Origin of the sequence: Acinetobacter sp. IK31, assembly GCF_035615195.1 — a bacterium.
Taxonomy (GTDB): Bacteria; Pseudomonadota; Gammaproteobacteria; order Pseudomonadales; family Moraxellaceae; genus Acinetobacter; species Acinetobacter calcoaceticus_C.
In genome coordinates, this window is sequence record NZ_JANBOB010000008.1 from 112,775 (window position 1) to 138,486 (window position 25,712).

Consider the following 25,712-nt stretch of genomic DNA (forward strand, 5'->3'; position numbering starts at 1 on the left):
GAACTGAAAGGCATTTACACATGTCGTTTGAACAAAAACCGAAAGTTACTGTCATTTTAGCGAATTTAGGCACACCAGATGCGGCAACTGTGCCTGCGGTGCGCCGTTTTTTAAAACAGTTTTTATCTGATTCACGCGTGATTGAAATACCGAAACTGATCTGGTGGGTTATTTTAAATCTGTTTGTTTTGCCTTTTCGCCCGAAAAGAGTGGTGCATGCTTATGCTTCGGTATGGTCCGCAGATTCGCCAATGCGTGAAATTGTGTTTGAGCAAACTCAACGTGTTCAGGCTTATTTAGAACGTGAAAATAAACAGTTTGATTTGACTGTGCTGCCTGCAATGACTTATGGGAATCCGGGTATTGATAAAGTTTTAGAAAAATTGGCGGCTAACCCGCAAGAGCATGTCATTTTATTGCCTTTGTTTCCTCAGTATTCCGCAACATCGACAGCACCTTTATATGATGCTTTTGCTAAGTGGATTCCTAAACAGCGGAATTTGCCTGGGCTGACGATTATTAAAGACTATTATCAGCATCCAATGTTTATTCAGGCATTGGCAGAGAGTGTTTTAGCCTACCAAGAGCAGCATGGCAAACCTGAAAAACTATTGATGTCTTTTCATGGGATTCCACAGCCGTATGCAGACAAAGGTGATCCTTATGCAGACCGTTGTCGCATCACAGCAAAGCTGGTGGCCGAAGCCTTACATTTAAAAGATGATGAATGGGCGATTAGCTTCCAGTCACGTTTTGGAAAACAAGAATGGGTGAAACCTTATACCGATCAGCTTTTACAAGATTGGGCGCAGCAAGGTGTTAAGTCTGTTCAGGTGTTAAGTCCAGCTTTTTCTGCCGATTGTCTAGAAACGCTTGAAGAATTAGCGATTCAAAATGCAGAGCTATTTCAACAAGCAGGTGGTGGGAGTTACGCTTATATTCCTGCCTTAAATAGCGATCAGGCTCATATTGATTTGCTTGCAGGATTAGTTCAGGCTAATCTTGATGCCCTTACCCATACCTTAGCCCACCGTTAATTGTGTTTTAGCCAGAGGTTTTTATGCTGCAAGTCAAAATTGTTCCCGTTACTGCATTTGCTCAAAATTGTTCCCTCGTTTGGGACAGTGAAACGAAAGAAGCAGTTTTGATTGATGCTGGTGGTGATGCTGCTATTTTGAAAAAAGAAGTTGAAAATTTAGGCTTAAAAGTAAAAGCACTTTGGCTGACTCATGGACATTTAGACCATGCTGGAGCGGTAGGTGAGCTTGCCAAAGAATGGAGCGTTCCAGTTATTGGTCCACATAAAGAAGATCAGTTCTGGCTAGATATGATTCAAGAAGTATCAGCACGTTACGGCTTCCCAATTCCGCAACCTGTCAAAGTCGATCAATGGCTTGAAGGTGGCGAAGTGCTAAAACTTGGTGAAGATGAGTTTGAGGTGCGCTTTGCACCGGGGCATACGCCAGGACATATTGTTTTCTATAATAAAAACCATGGCTTACTTTGGACGGGTGATGTTCTGTTTAAAGGTTCGATTGGACGAACAGACTTCCCGCGTGGAAACCATGATCAGTTGATTGAATCGATTAAACGTGAATGTTTTAGTTTGCCAGATGATACTCAGTTTATTTCTGGACATGGTCCGATGAGTACCATTGGCTATGAAAAACAATTTAACCCGTTTGTCGCGGGTAGAGCAGGTTAATCCTCATAATCATCTTCATTTTGACTACCCTTGTCTTGCTGAGGAGCATCTTGGGTAGGCAATTTATATTCATCGTTTGCCCAAGCTCCTAAATCAATTAATTTACAGCGTTCTGAGCAAAACGGACGAAACTCATTACCTTCCCAAACACTTGGTCCACCACAACGTGGGCAGGGGAATGTACGTGGCATAGGGCAATGTCCTTCATTGTGAAAAGAAATAGATTAGGCAAAAGTCAGGTGTCTTGGTAGACTTGTGCCGATTTTTATTTAGTTTGATGTGATTATGCCGATTCGTCAATTTCAAGCACAACGTATGCAAGCGCCTCGCGATTTTACCCCAATTGAAAATACTCCAATTTGTGTAGAAATTGGTGCAGGTAAGGGTAAACATGCTTTGCTCTTTAGCGGGCAACACCCACAGTATACGTTATATGCAATTGAACGAACCCGAGAAAAATTCTTGGCAATGCAAAAGCAGCATAGTTTGGAACCAAGAGATAATTTGGTGCCTGTACATGCAGACGCTTTACCTTGGGTTGTACACGCTTTACACCCTGTTCAAGTTGAACATTTTTTTATTCTCTACCCAAATCCAGAACCACATAATCCAGCACAGCGCTGGTTGAATATGCCATTTTTTGAGTTCTTAATCTCACGCCTGCAAACAGGTGGAACCATTACATTGGCAAGTAATATTCCTGAATATATTGAAGAAGCAGAACAGCAGTTATTAAATGTGTGGAAGCTGCAGTATCAAAAAGAAAAAATTGCTCAAACCTCTGCACGTACTCATTTCGAAATTAAGTATTTAGAGCGTGGCGAGCTTTGTCAGCAACTCATTATGACCAAGCCTGAAGGCTACAGCACACGTTTTGATGAATTTGCACCATTGCAAGGGCAAGTGCATGATGAATAAGCGGGTTGCTATTATTGGTGCAGGCCCAGCAGGTCTTATGGCTGCTGAAGTGTTAAGCCAATATGCTTATGAAATTGATGTATACGAGCAAAAGCCATCTGCTGCGCGTAAGTTTCTGATGGCTGGTAAAACAGGTTTAAACATATCGCATGCTGAACCTTTAGCACAGTTTATTGAGCGTTATGACCATGCTGAATGGTTGAGACCGTTGGTTGAAAAGTGGGATGCAGTCTGGATTCAAGACTGGATGAAAAGTCTTGGAATTGAATCTTACGTTGGCAGCTCTGGTCGTATTTTTCCTGTCGAAATGAAAGCAGCGCCTTTACTGCGTGCTTGGCTAAAACGCTTGGCAGAGCAGCAAGTTAAATTTTTTTATCGTCATCGTTGTATTGATTTACAAGGTACAGCAGTGACTTTGGAAAATCAGAATAATCAAAACACTGAAACTTTTACCCAGCAATACGATGCGGTAATATTGGCCTGTGGTGCTGTGTCGTGGTCACAATTGGGCAGTGATGGTGCTTGGCAGCAATGGATAGATCAATCTGATATTGAGCCCTTCCAGCCAAGTAATGCAGGCGTATTGCACGCTTGGTCTAGTTTTATGGAAAGCAGTTTTGGTGAACCTTTAAAGCGCGTCCACGCATGGGTCGATCCTAACCAGATTACACATGGTGATATTGTGATTACCCACTATGGTTTTGAAAGTGGTGTGATCTATAAACTGGGCCGTGCCTTACGAGCACAACAAAAACAAGGACAAAGCTTAAATCTATTTTTAGATTTATTACCCGATATTGAATTAAGCCAGCTTATAAAAAAATTACAGGCTGGAAAAAAGCAATCTTTGACGAATATCTGGCGAAAGGCAGGATTAGATACAGCTAAAATTAATCTCATTCGTGAAATAGTTGATAAAGCTTTATGGAATCAACCGGAAATAATGGCTGAGCAGATCAAGTCATTAAAAATAACCTTAGATGGTTTTAGACCCATTGAAGAAGCGATTAGCTGTGCTGGGGGTATTAAACAAGAGGCACTATCCGAAAGTTTAAATCTCAAACAGATGTCAGGTATATTTTGCTGCGGTGAAATGCTGGATTGGGATGCACCTACGGGCGGTTATTTACTTACGGCATGCTTTGCCACAGGGCGAGCTGCGGGAGAGGGTGTACATTCATTCTTGGAGCGATAAGCACTTCATTTTGCGCTTTGTTTGATATGTGAAAAGTGTTATTTTTGAGCGATCAATAATAATAGGAGTTGCGATCACATGTCTCAAGCATCACCAGTCTATCAGGGAAGCTGTTTATGCCAAGGTATTCGCTATGAAATTAAAGGCGATATCGGGGATATTATTCAGTGTCACTGCCAACGCTGCCGTAAAGCAAATGGCACTGCCTTTGCGACCAATGCTCCTGTCAAAAGTGAAGACTTTAAAATCATTCAAGGTGAAGACTTAGTCAAAAAATTTGCTGTGGAAGGTGTGTATCGTTGGTTCTGTAGTGAATGTGGTTCACCTTTGATTAGCTCTCGTGATGGACAGCCTGAACTTTATCGTTTAAGAATTGGTACTCTTGATACACTATTAGACCAAAAACCGACAATGCATATTTTTGCTGCTTCAAAAGCAGAGTGGGAATGTATTCAGGACGATTTACCTCAATACGCTGAACGCCCATGAGTTGAAAAGAGTATTTCAATCAACTTTTAGTTGTTTTAAGATACTGATCAAGGGGAGATGGCATTCCTCCCTAGAAAAACCGCCGTATTGGCTAATGATGCCTACGTGATCCTCATATATTTATATTATTGGGTGCGTAGGTTATTGCGTACTCGGCCATTTTGGGAGTACGCGATGTCAGCTTATCCTTCATGCTTTTTTGCTCTTTTAGCGCCTATCTAAAGGGGTAGTCCTATGTATTATTCTCTACTTTCAATTGCTTTAGGTTCTGTTCTAGGGGCATGGCTGCGTTGGTTTTTGGGCTTAAAACTCAACCCGATTTATCCGCAAATTCCACTTGGCACTGTCACTGTTAATTTAGTCGGTGGTTTTATTATTGGTTTTGCGATTGCCTATTTTTCTCAAAGTGATTTAAGTCCAAATTATAAGCTATTTGTGATTACTGGTTTTTGTGGTGCTTTAACCACTTTTTCTACATTCTCAATTGAGATTGTGACTTTATTGCAAAGTGGTAAGTTGGGCATGGCAATGCTGGGAATTTCCATTCATTTGATTGGATCGTTAATTTTTACGTGTTTGGGGTTGGCGACTTATTATTGGGTAGCAGGCAACTGAGTATTTGAATGTTTTAGGACAGAATATACAGCCTCTGTTTTATAATATTCTCCAACACCATTTGTATAGGCATACCTTACTTTTGAAAGATCAAAAGTAAGCAAAAATCTTTTGTTTCGCTGATGCTACATCCTTATAGCACAGCGAAACAGCGGCATCCTTGCCGCTTGTCACGATAGTAAATGACTAATTATTATTTAAATTTTAAAAAGAAAATTATCTGATTTATTCTTTGATTTGATACGCGTTAAAGTCATCAACAGCCTGACTGAAATCAGAGATATATTGTTTTTGCAAAATATTGGATAAGTGCAAACAGATAACAGGTTCTGTTGATGAAAATGGTTTTGCCTACTTTTCCCAAAAGAAAAGTAGGTCGAGCCGAAGGCTAATCTAGGTATAAAATCTAACTGAAAAGACTCTGTTGTGATAATCCTATGATTTGAGGCATTAGCTACTAAAGCTTATTATTTTTCAGCTAAAGCCTGACCTTCAAACCTCACACCATCCCAACCATTTTGCATAAACTGGCGAATATTTTGATGATCAGTCCCCTCTGGTGTAGCCAATACAGATGCATAGTGTTCTGCAAATAAACTCAAAGTTTGTGCTTGGTCTAAACCTTGTAACTTGGCAAAAGAGAAAACTTTTGCACTGCCTTGATTTTCAGTAGCAGCGTTATGCTGTGCGCCATTTTGAAAAGCTGTTGGAGTATGTTGGTAGCGGGCTTCAATATGAGCTAAAACGTCTGAAAATTTTGCTGTGCCTGCTTGTAATTGGGCAAGTAATTCTTGTGCCATTATCTTAAAACTTCCTATCAAATGAGGGTTTAAGCATAGCATCGAATAAAAGCTTTGGAAGCTTGCCGAATACAAAAAATGATGAGTTGTGGGCAAAATAAGAAGAGTTTTTACACAAATTGTGGATAAGTTCTCTTTTATACACAATATAAAAAGGTCGAAAAACGGACATAAAAAAGAAGCCTAAGTGGAGGAGATAGTCTTAGGCTTCCAATGATTTAAGTGTATTGGTCAAATCTTAACGTAAGATTAACTCTTACGATTAAAGCGAGCGAAGCGTTTATTAAAGGTTGCAACACGACCTTCATTGCTGGCTTGGCGTACTTCACCTGTGTAGAAAGGGTGTGATGCACTTGAAATATCAAGGGTGACATAAGGATAGACTTGTCCTTGATATTCTTTAGTTTGCTTCGTCTGAATCGTACTACCAATTACGAAGTACGCATCTGCATTAGTATCATGAAATAACACTTGTTGATAAGCAGGATGAATATCTTTACGCATGAGAGATCTCCTAATTATTTTTGAATATAGGAATGTTATAACATAACATTAGGTAAAGTCAATGCATCTAGTGAGGAGTGCATTGGGAAAAGTTATGGTGTAGGTGGAACGAGTTCTTCGAACAGATCTTTTAGATTGTCGTGTACTTTTAAGTGAATCAAATTCCAGTAATGGCCCGAAATTGTACGATTTACCATGAGCGTATCTGGAGATGGTTTAAAGACATCCCAATATTTTAATGATTTTTTCACGAGTACCATGCCATCATGATGTGATGAGTTTTCAGCAAAATCATAGGTTGTGGTTAAAGGACGTAATAAAATTTCAATCCAGAGCTTATATAAATCACTCGGGAACTTATCTTTTTCAACAATGGAATGTAAGGCTACAAGCTCTGTTTCAAGCAACTCAATATTTTCATGACGCGCTGCATTTACCAGATGTTTAAAGTTTTGCACAATTTCATTTGAAAGTGTTTTAACACTGCCATAGTCATAAATAATGACACTACCATCTTGGCGGAAAGCGAAATTACCAGGGTGTGGGTCACAGTGAAAACGTTTTAAAAAGAACATTTCCTGACCTAAAGCACGAATGAGACGACGTCCAATGGCATTTCGAGTTTCGATAGGCCAAGAGCTCGCAGTTTCAATACTTTCACCTTGTTCGAGGCTGAGTGTCAAAATACGTCTTGAAGAATAATCTTTATAGACTGTTGGAATAATAATTTTGTCGTCTAGTTGGCTATGGAATGTTTTAAAAACTTCAAGGTTTTGAGCTTCAATTTCATAGTTGAGTTCTGCTGAAAGGCTGTCTTGAATTTCTGCAAAAAGCTGATCTTGCAATTTTTTATCAATTTTAAGTACGCCCATTAAACGCAGTGCTAGACGTACTTGTTTTAAATCGCTTTCACAGGCTTCATCAACGCCAGGATATTGGACTTTAACTACGACTTGTTCCCCACTAAGAAGAACTGCTTTATGAACCTGCCCAATAGAAGCTGCGGCAAAAGGTTCACTATCAAAAGATTTAAACGCAACATTAAGTGGCTTTCCAAGTTCTTTTTCGACTTGTTGTTGAATAGCGGCAAAAGGAACTGCTGGGGCTTGGCGTTGTAGTTTTGAAATTGCTTTGGCTACTTCGGGCGGGAAAATGTCTTTATATTGTGAGGCAATTTGCCCAACTTTCATGACCGCGCCTTTCATTTCACCTAAGGTGTCGGCAATTTGCAAACCAATATCTTGAAATAGTTTGCTTTTTGCAGCCAGTTTCTGATCTTCGTCTGCATTAAAGTTTCGGATCGAATTAGAAACGGTTTTTGTTGCAATGCTCGCGGTCATCCCTGCAAGTTTCATAAAACGTTTGCCAGGTGAACTTGCATTCTTTGCCATATCTTCGATACCTCGTTAACTACAACATAATACTGCGTAGTTTTGATCATAGGTGACAAAGCTTAAAAAGCCTATACGAAATTGTTTATCTCATGTAAGAAAATTTTCGAAAAACAAAATGTTATTTTTATAGTAAAAAATATGAAAAGCTTTTGAATATTCATTTCATAAACAAAGCTTTAATAACTATAAGAGGTGTGTTTTTTTGATGCTAAGGTGAATGTCATGTTAGATAAGAATAGAGATAACAAAAGTTATGACAAGTTTAAATTCGGCCCATGGGCGTTCTCAAGCGGTTCCACTGTCTGTGTTTGAGCAATCGAAAGATGCACATATTATTCGTTCTGATGAAGAAGCCATTGAGCTTGCCAGACAACTTGCCCAAGAGTTTGCTCAAGAGGCATCTGCTCGGGATAAAGAGCGCCGTTTACCCTTAAATGAAATTCAACAATTCTCACAAAGTGGCTTGTGGGCGATTACGGTTCCTAAGCAGTTTGGGGGCGCGCAAGTTAAATATCGGACCTTGGCTGAGGTGATTAAAACAATTGCGAGTGTTGACCCATCTCTGGCCCAGCTTCCACAAAATCACTTGGCTTTTATTGAACATTTACGACTTGATGCAGCTCCAGAACAACAACAATTCTTCTTTAATTTAGTGTTAAAAGGCATTCGCTTTGGCAATGCTTTTTCTGAAAAAAATAGCAAAACGGTTGCAGATCTCACTACAACATTACGAAAGACCGAGCACGGTTATGAAATTAATGGCAAGAAATTCTTTGCAACGGGAGCATTACTTGCACATTGGATTCCAATTGTGGCTGTGAATGAAGAAGGGCAACCTTATGCTGCTTTAGTGCCACGTGAAACATCGGGAGTTAATATTATTAATGATTGGTCTGGTTTTGGGCAACGTACCACCGCGAGTGGCACAGTTGAGTTAACCCAAGTGCCAGTACGTGAAGAATATTTAGTTCCGATTTATAAAGCGTTTGAACGGCCAACACCAGCAGGTGCAATTTCTCAGTTTATTCAAGCTGCTGTCGATGCAGGTATTGCGCGTGGTGCAATTGAAGAAACAATTCACTATGTCAAAAATCATAGCCGCCCATGGGTCGACTCAGGTTTGGAAAAAGCGAGTGATGACCCTTACACGATTGCAAATATTGGTGATTTAAAAATAAAACTGCGTGCAGCAGAAGCGGTATTAGATTTGGCAGGAGATGCGATTGACCAAGCGATTGCCGACACGACAGAAGAGCATGTAAATCAGGCCACGCTTTTGGTTGCCGAAGCAAAAGTATTAACCACAGAAGTTGCCATTTTAGCTGCCAATAAGCTTTTTGAGTTATCAGGGACACGTTCCACTTTGTCTGAACTGAATCTGGATCGTCATTGGCGTAATGCTCGTACTCATACTTTGCATGATCCGGTACGTTGGAAATATCACCTTGTAGGGAACTACTATCTCAATGGTATTTATCCACCCCGTCATGCTTGGAGCTAAATTGAAGAAAATAGGATTAGGAGAATAACGATGACAATAATACAAATTGAAGCAGAAGAACTATCTCTAGGGGCCGACTATGAGAAAGTGGTAAGCAGATTTCGGCCGATTTTTGAAAAGATTGCCCAAGGTGCAATTCAACGTGAAAAAGAACGAATCTTACCTTTTGAACCCATTCAGTGGTTAAAAGAGGCGAAATTGGGTGCTGTACGAGTACCGGTTAAATATGGTGGAGATGGGGTGTCATTGCCACAGCTTTTCCAGCTTCTAGCTGAGCTTGCGCAAGCAGACTCAAATATCGTGCAAGCTTTGCGTGGACACTTCGCTTTTGTTGAAGACCGCTTAGTTGCCCATAAAGAGCATTCACAGGAAGTTTGGTTTCAGCGTTTTGTACAAGGTGATTTAGTCGGAAATGCATGGACAGAAGTTGGCAATGTACAAATTGGTGATGTGGTTACACGAGTCACTAAAGATGCTTCGGGTAACTTGGTGGTGAACGGCGAAAAGTATTATTCAACTGGAAGTATTTTTGCGGACTGGATCGACTTATTTGCTTATGATGAAGTGAATGATCGTCATGTGATTGCCGCTATTTACCGTCACGAAACGGGTGTGAGTGTTATTGATGATTGGGATGGTTTTGGGCAAAAAACCACGGGTAGCGGCGCCTTAAAAGTACATCAAGTTCATTTACCAGCTTCGCACCTCATTCCATTTGATCAACGTTTTAAATATCAGACCGCTTTTTATCAGGTCGTACACCTTGCAACCTTAACAGGAATTGCGCAGGCAGCCGTGGAGACGTTTAGTCAGGAAATTCGTGAACGGAAACGTATTTTTAGTCATGGTAATGGAGACTTAGTTCGCCACGACCCGCAAGTTTTACAGGTGGTGGGTAAAGCCTCTGCTCAAGCTTATGCGAGCCAAGCAATTACCGTAAAAACAGCAGAAGCACTACAAAAGGCTTATGAAAGTCACTTTAGTGAGTTAGAAGTGAAAGAGCATCAGTTTAATGTAGATGCTGAGCTTGAGTCCGCGCAAGGGCAGGTGGTGATTTCTAACTTGGTACTGGATTTAACCAGTCAGTTATTTAATGCTTTAGGCGCATCGGCAAGCAGTCAGGTTAAACAGCTAGATCGCTTCTGGCGTAATGCACGAACAGTATCTTCACACAATCCACTCATCTATAAAGAAAAAGTAATTGGAGATTGGGAGGTGAACCGTACAGATTTACCGTTTGTCTGGCAAATTGGAGCAAGCCCAAGAGCCAAATCTGCATAGTAAAAAAAAAGCCGATATTTCATCGGCTTTTTTATTAGGTTTGGCTTAAACGTTTGGTGTTTAAATAGAGCCTTGAAAGTAATAACACACAGGCAATGCTTAAACCAATAATCAAGCCTAGCCATACACCAGCTACGCCCCAATGAGTATAACGCGCTAAATAAAGTCCAATAGGGAAAGCAATCACCCAATATGCCATGAGTGTAATCCACATCGGTGCTTGAGTATCTTGCATACCTCTTAAACAACCTGCGGCACTTACTTGTAATGCATCCATCAATTGATATGCCATTGCAAACCAGAGTAAATACATCGCAACAGGAGCTACGGTTAAGTCTTGAGTATAAATCGAGATAATTTGTTCACGGCATAGAGCAATAAAAGTCATGGTTAATATGGCAAAAAATATTGCTGTGCTGAGACCAATCTTTTGTACCTGATACATTGCAGCCCAGTTCTTTTCACCATAATAAGTACCGACACGGATGGTTAAGGCAATGGCTAGCGAAAGCGGAATCATAAACAGCACAGAGGTAACGGAAATTGCGACTTGGTGTGCAGCAATAAACACTTCACCAAGTGGGCTAAGGACCAATGCACCTGTACTAAAAATACTAATCTCAAAGAACACAGCTAAACCGATTGGTAGACCAAGCTGTAAAATTCTTTTAACTAAAGCCATATTAATTTTATCAAATCGGCCAAAAATAGACGTGTTTCGATAAGCTGAGGCTTTATAAATATAGCCAGCTAAAGTAATCAGCATGAGCCACTGTAAAATGGATGTTGCAAAACCACAGCCCGCGCTACCTAATGCAGGTATTGGTCCTAATCCATGCATAAAAATCATGTTAAGCGGAATCAACACAACTAAAGCTAACATGCTAATAGCTGTGACAGGGCGTGGATGGCCTAAAGCCTCTGAATAGCCACGTAGCGCTGCGTACATGGTCACAGCTGGCATACCTAAGCCAATTGCATGCAAGAATAGGCTTGCTTTAGGTCGTAAGCTCTCTGGTACACCGAACACGTGTAAGAAAAAAGGCATAAGCTGCAAAATGAGCATTGCCAGTACACCTAAAATGACAGCAACCCACAATGACTGACGAACAACGACAGGAATCTGCTCTGTATTTCTTGCGCCTTTTGCTTCGGCTACCAAGGGTGTAGTTGCAATCATAATGCCGCTGAACAGGAGCATGATTGGAACCCATAAACCGACCCCTACAGCAATTGCTGCTAAGTCGGTTGCGGATAAATGGCCTGCCATAATGGTATCAATTAACCCAAAGCCTGCTTGAGCAAACTGGGTAATTAAAATCGGTAGCATTAAGTGGAAGAGTTGTTTTAATTCAGACCGAAAAGACGTGACATTCGACACAAAAGGTACTCTTTATCAATATACAAATGAAGCTACCGTTGCAAAGTGAGTAAAACACCGACAAAAATGATGATCCCACCAAGAAACCGTTGCCATGTAACAGGTGTCTTTTCTGTACCTAACCAGCCAAAGTGGTCAAGCAACATTGAAATAACGATTTGCCCAAAAACGACTAGCCCTGTAAAGGTTAAAAAACCAAGTTTAGGTGCAGTATAAATGCTCATGCTAATTGCATAAACCCCAAGAAATCCTCCAGTCCAAAGAAGCCAAGGAATATTGGATATTTCACTTAAAGTGGGTTTCTCGGCGCTTTGAAAGAAAACCATAATAGCCAAAACAATAGTTCCCACAAAAAATGATAAGAGCGCTGCTTGTAATGGCGAGTGTAATTGTTCTCTGAGCTGTGCATTAATAGCAGTTTGAAAAGCCATGGCAACACCAATTCCCATAGCTAGGGGTAAAAACAGGAAGAGTTGACTAGAGAATTTCATCATTTTTATCAGTATTTAAGTATGTTTAAAATTAGTCTAAAGCAATTAAGGTATGTTTTCATAAGCCCATTGATGCAGTCATGTTAAAATAGAAATATTGTGTAAATTGGGCTTGCTCCTTGGCTGTATTAAATCCTGCTTCTATTCCTTTATCTTTATATATCCACATGCCTTGGTGCGTGCGTAAATGTCCATATTGTGACTTTAACTCGCATGCCGTACCAGATGGAGCACTTTCGTCAGAACTCGAACAAACCTATTTAAAAGCGTTGGTCGCCGATTTTGAAACTCAATTAGAAATGGCACAGGGGCGATCAATTCACAGTGTATTTATTGGTGGTGGTACCCCTTCACTCATTTCTGCACAAGGTTACGTCTGGCTGTTTGAACAGCTTAAGTCGCTGCTCAAATTTGAAGATGGCTGTGAAATTACCTTAGAAGCCAACCCTGGAACAGTAGAGCATGACCCGTTTGCAGGATATTTAGAAGCTGGTATTAACCGCTTGTCTATTGGCGTACAGAGCTTTGATACCAATCATTTGCAAAAGCTGGGTCGTATTCATTCAGCAAATAATGCAATGGATGCGATTCAACAGGCAAAGCAAGCTGGCTTTAAGCGGGTGAACGTCGATTTAATGCATGGTTTGCCTGAGCAAACGCTAGAGCAGGCACTTTATGATTTAAAAGTTGCTGTAGAGAATGGGGCAACTCATATTAGTTGGTATCAACTTACTATTGAGCCTAATACGGTTTTCTTTCGTACCCAGCCCGTTTTGCCGCAAGATGAAATGCTAGAAGACATTCAAGAGCAGGGCGAGGCATATCTTAAGGCAAATGGTTTTATAAACTATGAAGTTTCGGCATGGCGTAAAGAGCTGCCTTCAACACACAACTTAAATTATTGGGAATTTGGCGATTATCTTGCGATTGGTGCAGGTGCACATGGCAAAGTTACACGACCAGATGGAGTGTACCGTTTCCAAAAAACTCGTTTGCCGAAAGACTATTTAGCCAAGGTTCCAGCTGAACATTTGCAAATGAAAAAGATTGAGGCAACAGAGTTACCTTTTGAATTTATGATGAATGCTTTGCGTTTAAATGATGGGGTAAAAGCTGAGTTATATGAACAGCGTACAGGCTTAAGCTTAGATAGCATAAATGACGTACTAACATCGCTGCGAGCTAGAAAACTATTGGTAGATGATATTTCTCGTTTAGCCTGTACAGAGCAGGGGCATATTTTCTTAAACTCAGTGCTTGAAGAATTTTTATAATGAAGCAAAGCAAAAGCCGCATCATAAGATGCGGCTTTTTTATTTTAGCGAGTCGTATAACCGCCGTTTGCAAAAATTGTTTGGCCGGTAATCCACCAACCATCTGTGACCAAGAAACGGATTAAAGGCTCAATATCTTCAATTTTGGTGAGCCCACCTAAAGCTGAAGCTGATTTATGGTAAGCCACCGCCTCGGCAGATTCCTGTCCATAAAAGAAAGGTGTATCCATAGGACCCGGTGCAACAGCAGTCACAGAAATCTGACGGTCTCCAAATTCTTTTGATGCAGCGCGAGTGTAATGCTCAACAGGCGCTTTTAAACCTTCATAGGTTGAATACAGCCCAGTGTAAGCTGCAAGAAGAGAAGTAACGATTGAACAGATTTTTCCGCCATCATTTAAATGACGACCAGCCGACTGAATAAAGAAATAGGCAATTTTTGAGTTGATATCACTCATGCTATCAAACTCTTGTTCGGTGGTTTCCAAGAAGGATTTTTTCAAAACCTTTCCAACCGTATTAATGGCAATATCAATTCCACCAAAATGCTGTTTGGTGTCTATAAAGAGTTTTTCTATATTATCAATATGGGTTAAGTCTGCCTGAATTAAAACGGCATCTGCACCTAATGCTTTTACATCTGCTAAGGTTTGTTCTGCATCGGCCTGAGTTTCCGAACTATTGTAGTGAATTGCGATTTTTGCACCTTGCTCTGCAAATTTACGGCTAATGAGTCCACCTAAGTTTTTTGCACCGCCTGTAATCAATACAACTTTATCTTTGAGAGTATGAGTTGTCATGATGATTGTTCCTATGATGACTTGTTCTAATGTGTTTTTAGTCTAGATTGGCGGTAATTTTTGATCAATTATGCTAGTTTGGTTTAACTATTCAGAAAACACGAACAATTAAATGGATCGGTTGCAGCAATTTTTTATTTTTACAGAAGTCGCTAAACGACAAAGTTTTAGTGAAGTGGCAAATCAGCTTGATTTACCTCGTTCGACAGTGACGAGTGCAATTCAGCAACTTGAAACGCACTATGGTGTTCGGCTATTTCATCGGACCACACGCAAAGTAAGTCTCACTCAAGATGGACAAAGAATACTACCTGAATGTCAAAATCTATTATTTGACTATGAACAGCTCGAACAACTCATACAGACACAAAAGCAGCATTACCGTGGCACGCTAAAAGTCTCTATGCCTAGCCGAATTGTGCATCAAGTCATTATTCCTGAACTTCCCGATTTTTATAGCCGCTATCCAGATATTCATTTACAACTGAATAGCTCTGATGACATCACTGACTTGATCGAGAAAGGGATTGACTGCGTTGTTCGGGTGGGGCAGTTAGATAATAGTAGTTTGATTGCGAAGTTCGTTGGCAACTTGATTATGGTGAACTGTGCAAGTCCCAATTATCTGGAACAGTACGGTATGCCTGAGCAATTAGAAGATCTATCTCAGCACAAACTCGTTAATTACGCAGGAGCCGTAGGGGAAAAACAAGGCGTATTTTTATATCAAGATGGAACAGTAATGATGGATAGTGCTTTGAGTGTAAATAATACAGAAGCTTATGTCGCAGCGGCTTGTGCTGGCTTAGGGATTATTCAACTTCCATACTATGATGTTCAGGATAAAATAGAGCAAGGAACTCTGATTGAAGTGCTAAGTGCACATACGCCTCAATCTTTGCCACTCAATATTTTATATCCGAACCGAAGTTATATTCCTAAACGTTTAGAAATCTTTATGAATTGGGTTAAAGACGTTTTATATAAGAAATGCATCGTCATCTTTTAGTCATGAAATTAAAATAAGATAACAATAAAAAAAGCCTCTCGCAGTGAGAGGCTTTTTAGAATTTGGTGGGTCGTCCGCGATTCGAACGCGGGACCAACGGATTAAAAGTCCGCTGCTCTACCAGCTGAGCTAACGACCCAAATAGGTTCAAAACAGATAAGTGGTGGGTCGTCCGCGATTCGAACGCGGGACCAACGGATTAAAAGTCCGCTGCTCTACCAGCTGAGCTAACGACCCTGAACAAACATTCAAACAATGTTTGAATGTGAAGTGCAAGATAACTAAAAGTTTTCTAACACCACCTTTGTTTTGATGTCGCGTATTTTAGCAAGTTATTCAACTAACACAAGAGGTAAATCAAAAACATTTGCATGATTGCCTATAAAAAGCACGATTTTCTCTTGTTTAGCTAAAAAATGAACTAAAAACGATATTTATATGCCTGAATGTTGTCAAAAATCTCAGTTGTGACATCACAATAGCTGTTCGCACCAGGTAATAAAGCGAGTAAACGTTCAGAAGTTTTGCCTGGATTAAACGAATCTTCCTTCAATTTATTCTTTTGATATTTAAAAGTACCTGTTGTTTCAACTTTAGCTTGCACACGTAAAAACACGGGTACTGCGTAAGCCGGTAGGCATTTTTTAAATATAGTGACCATTTCTGTTAAATCAGACTCATTTAATTCGGCACCATCAGCAAGTGTGATTGCTGCCATACCAGCACGACCATTGGTATTTGGAATTTCTACACCATAGACCACCGCTTCAGCGATCTTGTCATATTCACAAACCATGTTCTCAACTTCAGTCGTAGATACATTTTCGCCTTTCCAACGGAAAGTATCTCCTAAGCGGTCAACAAACTGGGCATGACGGAAACCAATATTACGAACAAGATCACCTGTGTTGAAATATGAGTCACCTTTTTTAAAGATATCTTTCATAATCACAGATTTATTCTTTTCTGGGTCTGTATAGCCGTCAAAAGGCGAACGACTGGTAATTTTACCAACTAGCAAACCGATTTCACCTGCTTTAACTTTTTTACACCAGCCATTTTTATCGCGTACAGGCTCATTCTTTTCTTTATCAAACTGAATGACCGCGTAGGGCATAGGAGAGAAGCCTACGGTGTTATTGAAATTGAAAATATTACTAAATCCGACATTGCCTTCACTTGATGCATAAAGCTCAAGAACTTCTTGAACACCAAAACGTTGTTTGAACTTATCCCAGATGTTTGGACGCATGCCATTGCCGATCATTTTGGTTACACGGTGAGCACGGTCAATTTCTGTAGTAGGAGCGTCCATTAAGTAGCGACAAAGCTCTCCTACATATCCAATTGCAGAGGCATTAAATTTCTGAACATCTTTCCAGAAAGCACTGGTTGAATATTTACGTCGAATTGCAAGGGTAGAACTTCCTGCAATCACTCCACACCAGCAAACGACGACACCCGTTGCATGATACAGCGGTAAAGTTACATACATCACATCATCTGGGCCAAGATTTAAAATGTGGCCATAGGTGCCATATGCGAGCGTCCAGCGACTGTGTTTGAAAATAACAGCCTTTGGTAAGCCAGTAGTGCCTGAGGTATAAATATAAAACAGGCCATCGCTCCCATGAACAGACTGGGTAGTCGATGGGTTAAATTTTGGAAATTGATCAATTTCTATTGCAAGATTGGCATAACCTTGAGGCGCTATTCCCGCATCTTGACGGGTAGCCTGATCTGCAAACCAATGGAAACGGTCTTTAGGAACATTGAGGTCCTGACGAATTTCATCAATTACCGCCCGAACTTCTTCACCTGCAATGACGGCAATTGGTTTGACCAGATTGATACTATGAGCGAGAACCTTACCTACTTGAGAGGTATTAACAAGCGCAATAGTTACCCCAATTTTAGCTAAGCCTACAATAGTAGCAATAAGTTCAGAACGGTTCTCAACCATTACGGCAATCACGTCACCTTTACGTGCGCCAAGAGAGAGATAGTAATGAGAAATCTGGTTAGCCCATTCGTTTAAAGCTTCATATGAGTAACTTTGATCTTCAAATAATAATGCAATACCTTGCGGATTTCGCTTAACAGCTTTTTCAAAAGCTACACCCAATCCCGTTGGGGTATTTGCTGTTCTTAAGTAAGCCTGTTTAAGACCATTCAGGATATGGGGTACCTTGGGGATGAAGCTAGGAAGTCTTGTTGCAACATCACCAAGCGTAATGATATCGGTCTGTGTTGTCTGGCTCATATCAATCCTATTTATTTTTCGATCAATCCAAAAAAGGTTGCGTTGGCAAAAGTACAGTATTTTTCATGGTTCACCATGCTTTTAAAACTTTTCTTCTAGTGCAATCAACCTAATTGGTTAAAAATAACAAAAAAAACCTAGTCATCGAAATGACTAGGTTTGTTTAAATTAGCTGCAATTGAGCAAATGATTTACTCAGCTACAGGATTTGCTTTCTTTGGTGGACGACCACGAGGACGACGAGGAGGACGATTTGGTTTGTCCAGATCAGCCTTAGAATCTTCTGATTCAACCTCTGCATTAGCTTCTACTGGTGCTACAGCTTGTTCAGTGGCTGCTTTGGCTTTTGCTCTCGGTTGTTTCACAGCTGGAGCTTCAACCACAGTTGTCGCTGGTGTTTCTTCTACGCTTGTTTCACTTTGCGCTACTTCAGTTACCTGATCAAGCTCAAGCGGTTGTTGTTTTGACTCAACAGGTGCTTGCGTTTCAGCAACAGGAGCAACAACAGTTTCTTCAACAACCGGAGCTACAGGAGCAGCTTCTTCTGGTGCAGAGTGTTGTTGTTTAACTTGCTCAAAAGCTTGTTCAGCAGCAAGTTTTGCTAAACGACGACGCTCACGTGGATCATTAGCAACACGTGGTGTCGACTCTTTTTGTGGCGTCAATGCAAGTACAGGCGCAGGCTCTGCTTCTTGTGATGGTTTGTTGCCTGGAAGCTCTGCATCACGAGTAACAGGCTTCTTGTCTTCAGCATCAGACGCGACTTCTGTTACTAGAGTACTTGCATACTGTTCTGCAAATTTTAGCAATGCACGATTAAACGTTGGAACTAAACCAAACTGTTCAATCAATACTGTGCAGTCTTCACCATAAACATGACGAATCAAGCTACCAATTGTGTATTGCACCAAAGTTGGAATTTGCGATGGGGCAATAGACGGTACCGCAGCTTTAGCACGTTTTGCGTTGCGTTGTTCACGGCGACGCATGCGAGGGTCATTACTCGCACGTTGAATTTGCGGTTGATTTTTGTTGTCTGCCGAAGGAGGAGTAGTTTCTTTTGCTTCAGCAGTTACTACCTCTTCTACAACAGCAACAGGTGCTGGAGCCGACTCTTGAACGACTTCAACAACAGGTGCTGTTTCAGTACGTTTTTTAACAGGCTGCTCAGGAGTTAAAGCGATAATTTCGCTTTGTGCCTGATCAACATTAATCACTAAGGCTGTATTCATGACTTCATGCTTTGGAGCATCAATCAGATTAACCTTAACTTGTTTCTCATCAACAACTACTGGTGCCGCCGGCGCATTTTGATTTTCATTCAATACGCTTGGATCGCGGTGGCGATTTGGACGGTTCGGACGTTGTTGATTATTACGGTCACGACGCGGCACGACATTTTCAGTTTGTTGTCCATCATTTTGTTGTTGTGGATGTGGCTGATCAGTGTGCGGACGTTTTTGTTGACGTTTTAACTCACGTTGTTCTTGACGTGATAACTGTACAACTTCTTCATGAACCTGTTGTGGTTGTTGCTGCTGTTGTGGCTCTTGAGTATGGTGATGTTGTTCACGTTGCTCTTTGTGCTTACGTTTTTTGTTGTTTGGACGTTGTTGTACTTTCTCGTCTTTTTCAACATTCTCACGAACTTCCTGTTTAGCAGGAGATTGCGAAATATAAGCATTGTTAGATGGCGCCGAAACAACTTCAGCAACTGCCGGTACTACAACTTGTCCAAACTGGCCACGGCTTACAGCGCCAGTATTCACCATTTGTTCAATTGTCGCAGCAGCATTTTGAGCCGAGCGAGATTGGTCAACAGTTTTAGCTTGTTTTTGAACAAAAAGATTCTCTAACCATGCACAAGGGCTTGCTGCTTTTTGAGTGCTTGGTTGAGCAGCAGAAGGTTGAGCTGATGATTGATTTACTTTCTTTTGAGCAGTGGCGTTGTTTGCAGCAGGAGCTGCATGAGCATGGCCATGATCTGCTTCTTCTAAATGCCATTCAGAAGATTCATAACCTAACTCTTTCTCGCTTGAACGAGTTGCTTCAGTACGCTCATAGCTAGATGGTGCAAAGCCATCTGGATTGTACTGAATTTCATAGTGAGGTGTTTCTAAGTGTGGGTGAGGTAAAATCGTCACACGAACACTAGAGGTTTGCTCTAAATAAACAAGGCTATGTCGTTTTTCATTGAGTAAGAACGCTGCAATTTCAACAGGAACTTCTACTTGTACTTCACCATGACGTTCACGAAGTGCAATTTCTTCGACTTTACGCATAATTGAAAGCGAAAGTGAACGTAAGTCACGGACCATACCTGTGCCATGACAGCGTGGGCAAACATATCCGGTTGCTTCTTCAAGTGATGGGCGTAAGCGTTGACGGCTCATTTCCATTAAACCAAAACGAGAGAGTTGGCCAAACTGGATGCGCGCACGGTCGCTTTGTGTTGCTTCACGAAGTTTTGCTTCAACCATGCGTTGGTTGCGTTCTTTAGTCATGTCAATAAAGTCGATCACAACTAAACCGCCAATGTCACGAAGACGAAGTTGGCGAGCAATTTCTTCTGCTGCTTCTAGGTTTGTATTTAGTGCAGTTTCTTCAACGTCATGTCCACGAGTCGATTTCGCAGAGTTAATATCGATTGAAACTAAAGCTTCAGTCTGATCAATTACGATTGAACCACCAGAAGGAAGTTTTACTTCACGCTCGTAAGCAGTTTGAATCTGGCTTTCAATACCAAAATGTGCAAACAATGGCTCATTTAAAGTATAAGTTTTAAGCTTGTCTAATTGACGAGGCATTACTGCTTTAACAAAGTTATAAGCTTCGTTATAGGCCTGTTCACTATCAATTAAAATTTCTGCAACGTCATCACGTAAGTAATCGCGAATAGCACGAGTTACTACACCAGCTTCTTGGTGAACAAGCATTGGAGACGGGCCAGAACTTGCTGTGCCTTGGATTTGTGTCCAAAGATCAAGCAAGTGCTGTAAATCTAGCTGTAACTCTTCTTGAGTACGGCCAATACCTGCGGTACGCACAATAACGCTCATGCCACGAGGTAAATTTAAAGAAGCTAAAATTTCTTTTAATTCTTCACGTACAGAACCTGAAATTTGACGGCTAATACCACCGCCTTTCGGGTTGTTTGGCATAAGAACCAAATAACGTCCTGCAAGTGAAATGAATGTAGAAAGGGCAGCGCCTTTATTACCACGTTCTTCTTTTTCAACCTGAACAAGTAATTCAGTACCTTCAGTGATGAGCTCACGAATGTTTGAAGTTTGTCGCGGGTCTGCCTGGAAATAGCTGTTCGCAATTTCACGCATAGACAAAAAGCCTTGACGGCCTGCGCCATATTCGACAAACACAGCTTCTAAAGAAGGTTCTACGCGGGTTACATGGCCTTTATAGATATTGGATTTTTTCTGTTCTCGGGTACGATTTTCTAAATCAAAATCGTAAAGACGATTACCAGTGATAAGTGCAACGCGGACTTCTTCTGCGTGAGTTGCATTAATCAACATACGTTTCATGGGTGTGACACCTAATAGTGACCCACACAAACATATCGCACAAACTTAAAGGTTCTGAACGAACATCGAACATGACGGATCATTTCCCAGATCTCAAAATATTTGTGGTCTGAGTCATCTGTTACCGGCTACATTTAGCCTGAACTTCGATTCTCGTCTGTGATGTAGGCAATACTGCTTCAACCTTTAAATCGGATTTCCTTAGTGCTTCACTGGCGGGTGAGCGGTACATTGGTTAATGACTTTCACTGTCATTGTGCGCGAAGTGACTTCTTTTTAGAAGTTTGATACGGAATGTTCATCGTATCGGTGCTTTCGGCAGTTCCAATGCATCAACGCTTTAGCCTGAAGGCAACATTAAGGAGCGATTTGTCTGATGTGTATCAGTTTACGTTCCATAACCAACTAGAGTTGGTAACATATTTTTTTGAACAAACTGAATTAAACGCAACAGTTTGTCATTTTGCCGATATAATAAGCCTTCGGCGTCGGCATAATTCTTTAGGACCTATCCGAGCTGATGGTGAAAGCATCATTTTGATTGAGGTTTCAATCAGGGAAATTCCCTATTAGATGTTCACTTACGGCGGTATCCGTGCGCTGACTATATCAAACCTTGCAGCATCTGCCTATGGGCTAAGCTTAGATTTCTTGTGAAAAAACTAAGCTAAACGGTCATTTATTAATCAAATTTAGCAAAATTTCAGGTTTAAATATTAGTATGAATTCTACACAGCAATGGCAAAGTGTCACTTGGTTTGAGGTGGATGAACATCAAGCAGGACAACGAATTGATAATTTCCTGTTCTCGCGCTTAAAAGGTGTACCTAAAAGTCGTATTTATCGTTTGATTCGTGAAAGTCAGGTTCGAGTAAATAAAAAACGTGTTAAAGCTGAGACTAAACTTGAGATTGGCGATCAGATTCGTGTTGCTCCAATTCGTTATGAACAAAAAGATGAAACAGCCGCTCCTGTCAGTGACAATGTAGCACAAAGCTTATTAAGCCGTATTGTTTATGAAGACGAAGGGCTATTAGTTGTCAATAAACCTTCAGGTATTGCTGTCCATGGTGGCAGTGGTATGGCATATGGTTTGATTGAGGCACTACGTGCAGCGACTGGCAAAAAATATTTAGAACTTATTCATCGTATTGACCGTGATACTTCAGGCCTGGTCATGATTAGTAAAAAACGAAGCACATTAAAACAACTACAAGATATGTTGCGTGAGCACAAAATTCGTAAAACCTATGCTGCGATTGTTAAAGGGCAGGTGAGCCTAGATAAACAACTAATTGATGCGCCTTTATTGCGATATGAGTTGGCAAATGGCGAGCGTCGTGTACGTGTGACTAAAGATGGTAAACCAAGTAAAACAGAATGGGTTGTAGCAGAGCGCTTTAAAAATGCAACATTAATCCATGCGTCACCTTTGTCAGGTCGTACTCATCAGATCCGTGTGCATGGTTTAAGCATTGGTCACCCGTTGATTGGTGATGATAAATATGGGCACACTACTGTGTACACTGGCCCTGAAGCCCGCCGTCTATGCTTACATGCGATGCGTTTAGATATTCCGGGTTATCCATCGATTGAAGCGCCGTTACCAGAAGATATGACCCAGTTATTAAAGGCTTTGAGAGTGGCAAAATGAGTCTAAAAACCGAATTAGTTATTTTTGACTGGGATGGGACTTTATATAACTCTGTTGGACAGATTGTTGCTAGCTTACAACATGCTGCAGAACAACATGAATTGCCTTTAACCAATGAAGCAGCAAAAAGCATTATTGGTTTAGGCTTGCCCGAAGTTATGCAAACCTTATTCCCAGAAGCACCTGAGTTACATGATTCAATTTTAAAAGCATATGGCGATCACTATATTGCCAATTCTACAAATGACGCATGGTTCGATGGTGTTGCTGAGCTCTTACATGACTTAAAGGCTCAAGGTTTAAAACTTGCAGTTGCAACGGGTAAAAACCGTCGTGGATTAGATCGCGTAATCGCAAAAACACAGAGTACTCATCTTTTTGATGTGACTCGAGCAGCCAATGAAACTCGATCGAAACCCGATCCACTCATGTTGCAAGAAATCTTAACAGTCACTGGAGTGAGTGTTGAGCGTGCGGTAATGATTGGTGATAGTAGCTATGACCTTGAGATGGCCCAACGGTTAGACATGCCACGAATTGGTGTCGGTTATGGCGTTCATTCGGTTGAAGTGCTACAACAATTCAAGCCTTTAACAATTGCCAAAGATGTTCAAGAGCTTCATCGCTTCCTAAACGGTTATGCTCAGTTACCTGCTATAGATTTAGTATAATTTAAAGCGGTACGAGGGGGATATCATTCCCCCTTATTTGAATTTAAAAAACAATAAGAAGAGAAAAATGAGCCGTTCTATTCGTCTATTAAATCTTTTACAACAACTTCGTGAAGCGCGTTATCCAATCACAGCACAGGTTCTCGCTGAGCGTATGGGAATTAGTGCGCGAAGTATCTATCGGGACATTGATAGTTTACGTGAGCAGGGCGTAGAAATTGAGGCATCGGCAGGTATAGGTTTTCAGCTTAAAGAAGATATTGTATTGCCACCAATGTCGCTTAATGAAAATGAAGTCGAAGCTATTTTCTTGGCCTTGTATTGGTTAAAGAGTGTGCCAGATCAATCATTACAATCGGCATCTACATCAGTATTAGCTAAATTGAATTCTGTTTTGCCTGAACATCGGCAATATTTATTACAGCAAACGACCTTAAGAGCGTTTAATACATGGCTACCAGTAGATGAAAATCGAGTCGAACAAGTGCGTTTAGCCATTCGGCAGCAAGTCAAAATTTCGATGCATTATCATGATGAGCAGCAACGAAGTAGTGTTCGAACTTTGTGGCCTTTTGCCTTGGGATATTTTAATGACAAAATTGTGTTGGCTGCATGGTGTGAACTCAGGCAGGATTTTCGACATTTTCGACTCGATCGTATTCAACAGCTGAGTTTAAGCCAAGAATTATACCCATCATTTAAGCAACAACTATTTCAGCAGTGGTGGGCGCAAGAATCGCAGACTACTGACAAAAACTGACAAAGAGGTTTTGTAGACTAGGACCCACGATAAACAAGGAGCTATAAAAATGAGCCTTAAACTTTATACTAACAAAGAGTCACGTGGTGTTGTGGTCGACTGGCTTTTAGTCGAATTAGGTGTTGAGTGTGAACGTATTGAAGTTGCATACAAGACCGAAATGAAATCACCAGAATATTTAAAAATTAACCCTTTTGGAAAAGTGCCAGTATTGGTGGATGGCGATGTCGTGATTTATGAGCTAGGCGCGATCTGTGCGTATTTAGCCGATAAATTTTTCGACAAGGGGTTGGCTCCGGCATTAGATGATCCTAAACGTGGTTTGTATTATCGCTGGTTATTTGTGATGGCAGGTCCATGGGAAGCTGCCGGTGTTGATAAAGCCCTCGGAATAGAGGTATCTCCTGAGCAAAAAATATTTGTGGGTTATGGTGACTATAACGATGCTTACCAAGCTTTAGTGCAGGGGCTTAGTGAAGCTAACCCATATGTATGTGGTGAACAGTTTACGGCTGCCGATGTCAGTGTTGGAGCAATGCTATTATGGCAGTTGAAAATGGGGGCGATTGAATCACATCCAGCCATTACGCGTTATGTTGAAACCATTAAGCAACGCGAAAGTTTGCAAGCGTTAGGTGCGGTGTTCTCCAGCTAAGCTTTAGGTAAAAAGTTATCCCTTTGGATGACTTTTTGTTTTTATAAATAAGAAGTTAGTTGGTCAGAAAGCCTGCAGCAACGTTAATACAAATTGCTAAAATTGTAGTGTTAAAACCAAATGACAATACGGCGTGAAATAAGTTTAAAAGCCGCATATGCTTATTGGTAATTGAAACGTCAGCAGTTTGAGCCGAAGTTCCAATAATATAACTAAAATATAAAAAGTCCGGATAGATCGGATGTTCTGTTCCAGGGAAATCTAAACCACCATTTTTTTCATTTCTAGATAAAGCCATATAAAAATCATGAGCATAATGCAGAGCAAAAACGGTATGCATAAATAGCCATGCCGAAACAATTGTTAATAATGCTAAGGCAACATGTCCTAGTTTTGCAGAACTATCGGAAGGAAGTTGTGATAGTTGAATTAGAATAGCAACCATACACATGGTTAAGGCCAGTAACACAATCAGCATGATGACCCATTTACTTTCATCTTGCTTTTTTGCTTGTTGTTGCATTTGTGAGTGATCGGCACTTTTCATGAGCTGCCAAACATGAAGTAAATATATGCTCACGGAAGTATTCCAACTTACTAATAAAATGGTTGACCATTTCCATGAGGTTAGCCAAGTCAAAATAGCTGCTGTGATAAATCCTACAAATAAAGCAATAAAGAAATGAGGGCGGTTTCGTACACTACGTCCAAGATGTTGAAATAATGCAACCATTTTCCTAATCTCCTTTTACTAGATATTAAATATATTGTTTTTTATTAAATGGTGAAAATAATATCCAGTTTTATATA

The 25,712-nt window shown here is 40.7% G+C and carries 24 protein-coding genes, 2 tRNA genes, 1 pseudogene and 1 riboswitch; of the genes and pseudogenes, 15 read left to right on the top strand and 12 right to left on the bottom strand.

The features are described 5' to 3' along the window. The first annotated feature begins 20 nt into the window (after nt 1–20). The gene (gene hemH, locus MSG66_RS05275) at nt 21–1,037 is read left to right on the top strand and encodes a ferrochelatase (RefSeq protein ID WP_324652757.1); all 1,017 of its coding nucleotides are present in this window, start codon (nt 21–23) and stop codon (nt 1,035–1,037) included. A gap of 23 nt (nt 1,038–1,060) precedes the next feature. Further along, nucleotides 1,061–1,705: an MBL fold metallo-hydrolase gene (locus MSG66_RS05280; protein WP_324652759.1), complete on the top strand. Its 645-nt coding sequence runs from the start codon at nt 1,061–1,063 to the stop codon at nt 1,703–1,705. On the opposite strand, the gene MSG66_RS05285 is transcribed toward MSG66_RS05280, so the two are convergent. Continuing rightward, nucleotides 1,702–1,896, bottom strand: coding sequence for a DNA gyrase inhibitor YacG (locus MSG66_RS05285; protein WP_042894610.1), 195 nt, complete (start codon nt 1,894–1,896; stop codon nt 1,702–1,704). The genes MSG66_RS05280 and MSG66_RS05285 overlap by 4 nt on opposite strands. 88 nt (nt 1,897–1,984) lie before the next feature. On the opposite strand from MSG66_RS05285, the gene MSG66_RS05290 reads away from it, so the two are divergent. From MSG66_RS05290 to MSG66_RS18695, 5 genes and pseudogenes are all read left to right on the top strand, one after another. Next, complete coding sequence (locus MSG66_RS05290) at nt 1,985–2,623, top strand: SAM-dependent methyltransferase (protein WP_324652763.1); 639 nt, start codon at nt 1,985–1,987, stop codon at nt 2,621–2,623. Then, entirely contained in the window at nt 2,613–3,818 is a 1,206-nt protein-coding gene (locus MSG66_RS05295) for a TIGR03862 family flavoprotein (RefSeq protein WP_324652765.1), read from the top strand. Before MSG66_RS05290 ends, MSG66_RS05295 begins: the two co-directional genes overlap by 11 nt. Nucleotides 3,819–3,896: 78 nt before the next feature. Then, nucleotides 3,897–4,307 carry a GFA family protein gene (locus MSG66_RS05300; RefSeq protein WP_324652767.1) on the top strand — a complete coding sequence of 137 codons (411 nt, stop codon included), beginning with the start codon at nt 3,897–3,899 and terminating at the stop codon, nt 4,305–4,307. 44 nt (nt 4,308–4,351) lie between these two features. After that, a riboswitch (Fluoride riboswitch) is annotated at nt 4,352–4,418 on the top strand. A 123-nt stretch (nt 4,419–4,541) separates the two neighbouring features. Beyond that, nucleotides 4,542–4,922 (top strand): fluoride efflux transporter CrcB, encoded by a 381-nt coding sequence (gene crcB, locus MSG66_RS05305; RefSeq protein WP_005301974.1) that lies wholly within the window; start codon nt 4,542–4,544, stop codon nt 4,920–4,922. Between the two features lie 213 nt (nt 4,923–5,135). Beyond that, nucleotides 5,136–5,231: pseudogene (locus tag MSG66_RS18695) on the top strand (hypothetical protein); the annotation flags it as partial. A gap of 158 nt (nt 5,232–5,389) precedes the next feature. On the opposite strand, the gene MSG66_RS05315 reads toward MSG66_RS18695, so the two are convergent. The 3 genes from MSG66_RS05315 to MSG66_RS05325 all read right to left on the bottom strand — a co-directional run bounded on the left by MSG66_RS05315 (nt 5,390) and on the right by MSG66_RS05325 (nt 7,617). Continuing rightward, a complete protein-coding gene (locus MSG66_RS05315; RefSeq protein WP_324652769.1) occupies nt 5,390–5,722 on the bottom strand; it encodes a HopJ type III effector protein in 333 nt (110 codons plus the stop codon). 249 nt (nt 5,723–5,971) lie between these two features. After that, a complete protein-coding gene (locus MSG66_RS05320; protein WP_042894627.1) occupies nt 5,972–6,226 on the bottom strand; it encodes a type B 50S ribosomal protein L31 in 255 nt (84 codons plus the stop codon). Between the two features lie 92 nt (nt 6,227–6,318). Beyond that, the gene (locus MSG66_RS05325) at nt 6,319–7,617 is read right to left on the bottom strand and encodes an AarF/ABC1/UbiB kinase family protein (RefSeq protein WP_324652772.1); all 1,299 of its coding nucleotides are present in this window, start codon (nt 7,615–7,617) and stop codon (nt 6,319–6,321) included. A gap of 256 nt (nt 7,618–7,873) precedes the next feature. Between MSG66_RS05325 and MSG66_RS05330 the strand changes: the two genes are divergently transcribed. After that, nucleotides 7,874–9,121: an SfnB family sulfur acquisition oxidoreductase gene (locus MSG66_RS05330; protein ID WP_324652774.1), complete on the top strand. Its 1,248-nt coding sequence runs from the start codon at nt 7,874–7,876 to the stop codon at nt 9,119–9,121. Nucleotides 9,122–9,151: 30 nt separating this feature from the next. Next, nucleotides 9,152–10,402 carry an acyl-CoA dehydrogenase family protein gene (locus MSG66_RS05335; protein ID WP_324652776.1) on the top strand — a complete coding sequence of 417 codons (1,251 nt, stop codon included), beginning with the start codon at nt 9,152–9,154 and terminating at the stop codon, nt 10,400–10,402. Nucleotides 10,403–10,436: 34 nt separating this feature from the next. Here the strand turns inward: MSG66_RS05335 and abeM are convergent, their stop codons facing one another. Then, nucleotides 10,437–11,783 (bottom strand): multidrug efflux MATE transporter AbeM, encoded by a 1,347-nt coding sequence (gene abeM, locus MSG66_RS05340; protein WP_324652778.1) that lies wholly within the window; start codon nt 11,781–11,783, stop codon nt 10,437–10,439. Between the two features lie 32 nt (nt 11,784–11,815). Then, complete coding sequence (locus MSG66_RS05345) at nt 11,816–12,277, bottom strand: DMT family transporter (RefSeq protein ID WP_042894640.1); 462 nt, start codon at nt 12,275–12,277, stop codon at nt 11,816–11,818. Between the two features lie 116 nt (nt 12,278–12,393). On the opposite strand from MSG66_RS05345, the gene hemW reads away from it, so the two are divergent. Continuing rightward, nucleotides 12,394–13,548 (top strand): radical SAM family heme chaperone HemW, encoded by a 1,155-nt coding sequence (gene hemW, locus MSG66_RS05350; protein WP_324652781.1) that lies wholly within the window; start codon nt 12,394–12,396, stop codon nt 13,546–13,548. A gap of 44 nt (nt 13,549–13,592) precedes the next feature. Here hemW and MSG66_RS05355 read toward each other — a convergent pair whose 3' ends face one another. Beyond that, nucleotides 13,593–14,348, bottom strand: coding sequence for an SDR family oxidoreductase (locus tag MSG66_RS05355; protein ID WP_133975583.1), 756 nt, complete (start codon nt 14,346–14,348; stop codon nt 13,593–13,595). Nucleotides 14,349–14,460: 112 nt separating this feature from the next. Between MSG66_RS05355 and MSG66_RS05360 the strand changes: the two genes are divergently transcribed. Beyond that, entirely contained in the window at nt 14,461–15,357 is an 897-nt protein-coding gene (locus MSG66_RS05360; protein WP_324652784.1) for a LysR family transcriptional regulator, read from the top strand. A gap of 63 nt (nt 15,358–15,420) precedes the next feature. Here the strand turns inward: MSG66_RS05360 and MSG66_RS05365 are convergent. The 4 genes from MSG66_RS05365 to MSG66_RS05380 all read right to left on the bottom strand — a co-directional run bounded on the left by MSG66_RS05365 (nt 15,421) and on the right by MSG66_RS05380 (nt 21,162). Further along, nucleotides 15,421–15,496: transfer RNA gene (locus tag MSG66_RS05365), tRNA-Lys, on the bottom strand. Nucleotides 15,497–15,518: 22 nt separating this feature from the next. After that, a tRNA-Lys gene (locus MSG66_RS05370) sits at nt 15,519–15,594 on the bottom strand. Between the two features lie 184 nt (nt 15,595–15,778). Continuing rightward, the gene (locus MSG66_RS05375; RefSeq protein WP_133975581.1) at nt 15,779–17,620 is read right to left on the bottom strand and encodes a long-chain-acyl-CoA synthetase; all 1,842 of its coding nucleotides are present in this window, start codon (nt 17,618–17,620) and stop codon (nt 15,779–15,781) included. Between the two features lie 191 nt (nt 17,621–17,811). Further along, nucleotides 17,812–21,162 carry an Rne/Rng family ribonuclease gene (locus tag MSG66_RS05380; protein WP_324652787.1) on the bottom strand — a complete coding sequence of 1,117 codons (3,351 nt, stop codon included), beginning with the start codon at nt 21,160–21,162 and terminating at the stop codon, nt 17,812–17,814. Between the two features lie 721 nt (nt 21,163–21,883). Between MSG66_RS05380 and MSG66_RS05385 the strand changes: the two genes are divergently transcribed. The 4 genes from MSG66_RS05385 (at nt 21,884) to MSG66_RS05400 (ending at nt 24,902) form a co-directional block, all read left to right on the top strand. Continuing rightward, complete coding sequence (locus MSG66_RS05385; protein WP_075431255.1) at nt 21,884–22,816, top strand: RluA family pseudouridine synthase; 933 nt, start codon at nt 21,884–21,886, stop codon at nt 22,814–22,816. Next, a complete protein-coding gene (locus tag MSG66_RS05390) occupies nt 22,813–23,487 on the top strand; it encodes an HAD-IA family hydrolase (RefSeq protein WP_324652789.1) in 675 nt (224 codons plus the stop codon). Before MSG66_RS05385 ends, MSG66_RS05390 begins: the two co-directional genes overlap by 4 nt. A gap of 67 nt (nt 23,488–23,554) precedes the next feature. Next, the gene (locus MSG66_RS05395; protein ID WP_324652791.1) at nt 23,555–24,247 is read left to right on the top strand and encodes a YafY family protein; all 693 of its coding nucleotides are present in this window, start codon (nt 23,555–23,557) and stop codon (nt 24,245–24,247) included. Between the two features lie 49 nt (nt 24,248–24,296). After that, the gene (locus MSG66_RS05400) at nt 24,297–24,902 is read left to right on the top strand and encodes a glutathione S-transferase family protein (RefSeq protein ID WP_324652793.1); all 606 of its coding nucleotides are present in this window, start codon (nt 24,297–24,299) and stop codon (nt 24,900–24,902) included. 55 nt (nt 24,903–24,957) lie between these two features. On the opposite strand, the gene MSG66_RS05405 is transcribed toward MSG66_RS05400, so the two are convergent. Continuing rightward, on the bottom strand, nt 24,958–25,635 hold the full coding sequence (locus MSG66_RS05405) for a DUF1345 domain-containing protein (RefSeq protein ID WP_202742559.1): 678 nt from the start codon (nt 25,633–25,635) through the stop codon (nt 24,958–24,960). Nucleotides 25,636–25,712 lie beyond the last annotated feature (77 nt).

Bases quoted from the DNA above. Each gene is read 5' to 3' on its own strand.
- MSG66_RS05285 (WP_042894610.1), bottom strand. From the start codon at position 1,896: ATGCCACGTACATTCCCCTGCCCACGTTGTGGTGGACCAAGTGTTTGG.
- MSG66_RS05320 (WP_042894627.1), bottom strand. From the start codon at position 6,226: ATGCGTAAAGATATTCATCCTGCTTATCAACAAGTGTTATTTCATGAT.
- crcB (WP_005301974.1), top strand. From the start codon at position 4,542: ATGTATTATTCTCTACTTTCAATTGCTTTAGGTTCTGTTCTAGGGGCA.
- MSG66_RS05330 (WP_324652774.1), top strand. From the start codon at position 7,874: ATGACAAGTTTAAATTCGGCCCATGGGCGTTCTCAAGCGGTTCCACTG.
- MSG66_RS05390 (WP_324652789.1), top strand. From the start codon at position 22,813: ATGAGTCTAAAAACCGAATTAGTTATTTTTGACTGGGATGGGACTTTA.
- MSG66_RS05295 (WP_324652765.1), top strand. From the start codon at position 2,613: ATGATGAATAAGCGGGTTGCTATTATTGGTGCAGGCCCAGCAGGTCTT.
- MSG66_RS05395 (WP_324652791.1), top strand. From the start codon at position 23,555: ATGAGCCGTTCTATTCGTCTATTAAATCTTTTACAACAACTTCGTGAA.
- MSG66_RS05405 (WP_202742559.1), bottom strand. From the start codon at position 25,635: ATGGTTGCATTATTTCAACATCTTGGACGTAGTGTACGAAACCGCCCT.
- MSG66_RS05345 (WP_042894640.1), bottom strand. From the start codon at position 12,277: ATGATGAAATTCTCTAGTCAACTCTTCCTGTTTTTACCCCTAGCTATG.
- MSG66_RS05300 (WP_324652767.1), top strand. From the start codon at position 3,897: ATGTCTCAAGCATCACCAGTCTATCAGGGAAGCTGTTTATGCCAAGGT.
- MSG66_RS05280 (WP_324652759.1), top strand. From the start codon at position 1,061: ATGCTGCAAGTCAAAATTGTTCCCGTTACTGCATTTGCTCAAAATTGT.
- hemH (WP_324652757.1), top strand. From the start codon at position 21: ATGTCGTTTGAACAAAAACCGAAAGTTACTGTCATTTTAGCGAATTTA.
- MSG66_RS05325 (WP_324652772.1), bottom strand. From the start codon at position 7,617: ATGGCAAAGAATGCAAGTTCACCTGGCAAACGTTTTATGAAACTTGCA.
- MSG66_RS05400 (WP_324652793.1), top strand. From the start codon at position 24,297: ATGAGCCTTAAACTTTATACTAACAAAGAGTCACGTGGTGTTGTGGTC.
- MSG66_RS05380 (WP_324652787.1), bottom strand. From the start codon at position 21,162: ATGAAACGTATGTTGATTAATGCAACTCACGCAGAAGAAGTCCGCGTT.
- MSG66_RS05375 (WP_133975581.1), bottom strand. From the start codon at position 17,620: ATGAGCCAGACAACACAGACCGATATCATTACGCTTGGTGATGTTGCA.
- MSG66_RS05360 (WP_324652784.1), top strand. From the start codon at position 14,461: ATGGATCGGTTGCAGCAATTTTTTATTTTTACAGAAGTCGCTAAACGA.
- MSG66_RS05385 (WP_075431255.1), top strand. From the start codon at position 21,884: ATGAATTCTACACAGCAATGGCAAAGTGTCACTTGGTTTGAGGTGGAT.
- MSG66_RS05315 (WP_324652769.1), bottom strand. From the start codon at position 5,722: ATGGCACAAGAATTACTTGCCCAATTACAAGCAGGCACAGCAAAATTT.
- MSG66_RS05355 (WP_133975583.1), bottom strand. From the start codon at position 14,348: ATGACAACTCATACTCTCAAAGATAAAGTTGTATTGATTACAGGCGGT.
- MSG66_RS05335 (WP_324652776.1), top strand. From the start codon at position 9,152: ATGACAATAATACAAATTGAAGCAGAAGAACTATCTCTAGGGGCCGAC.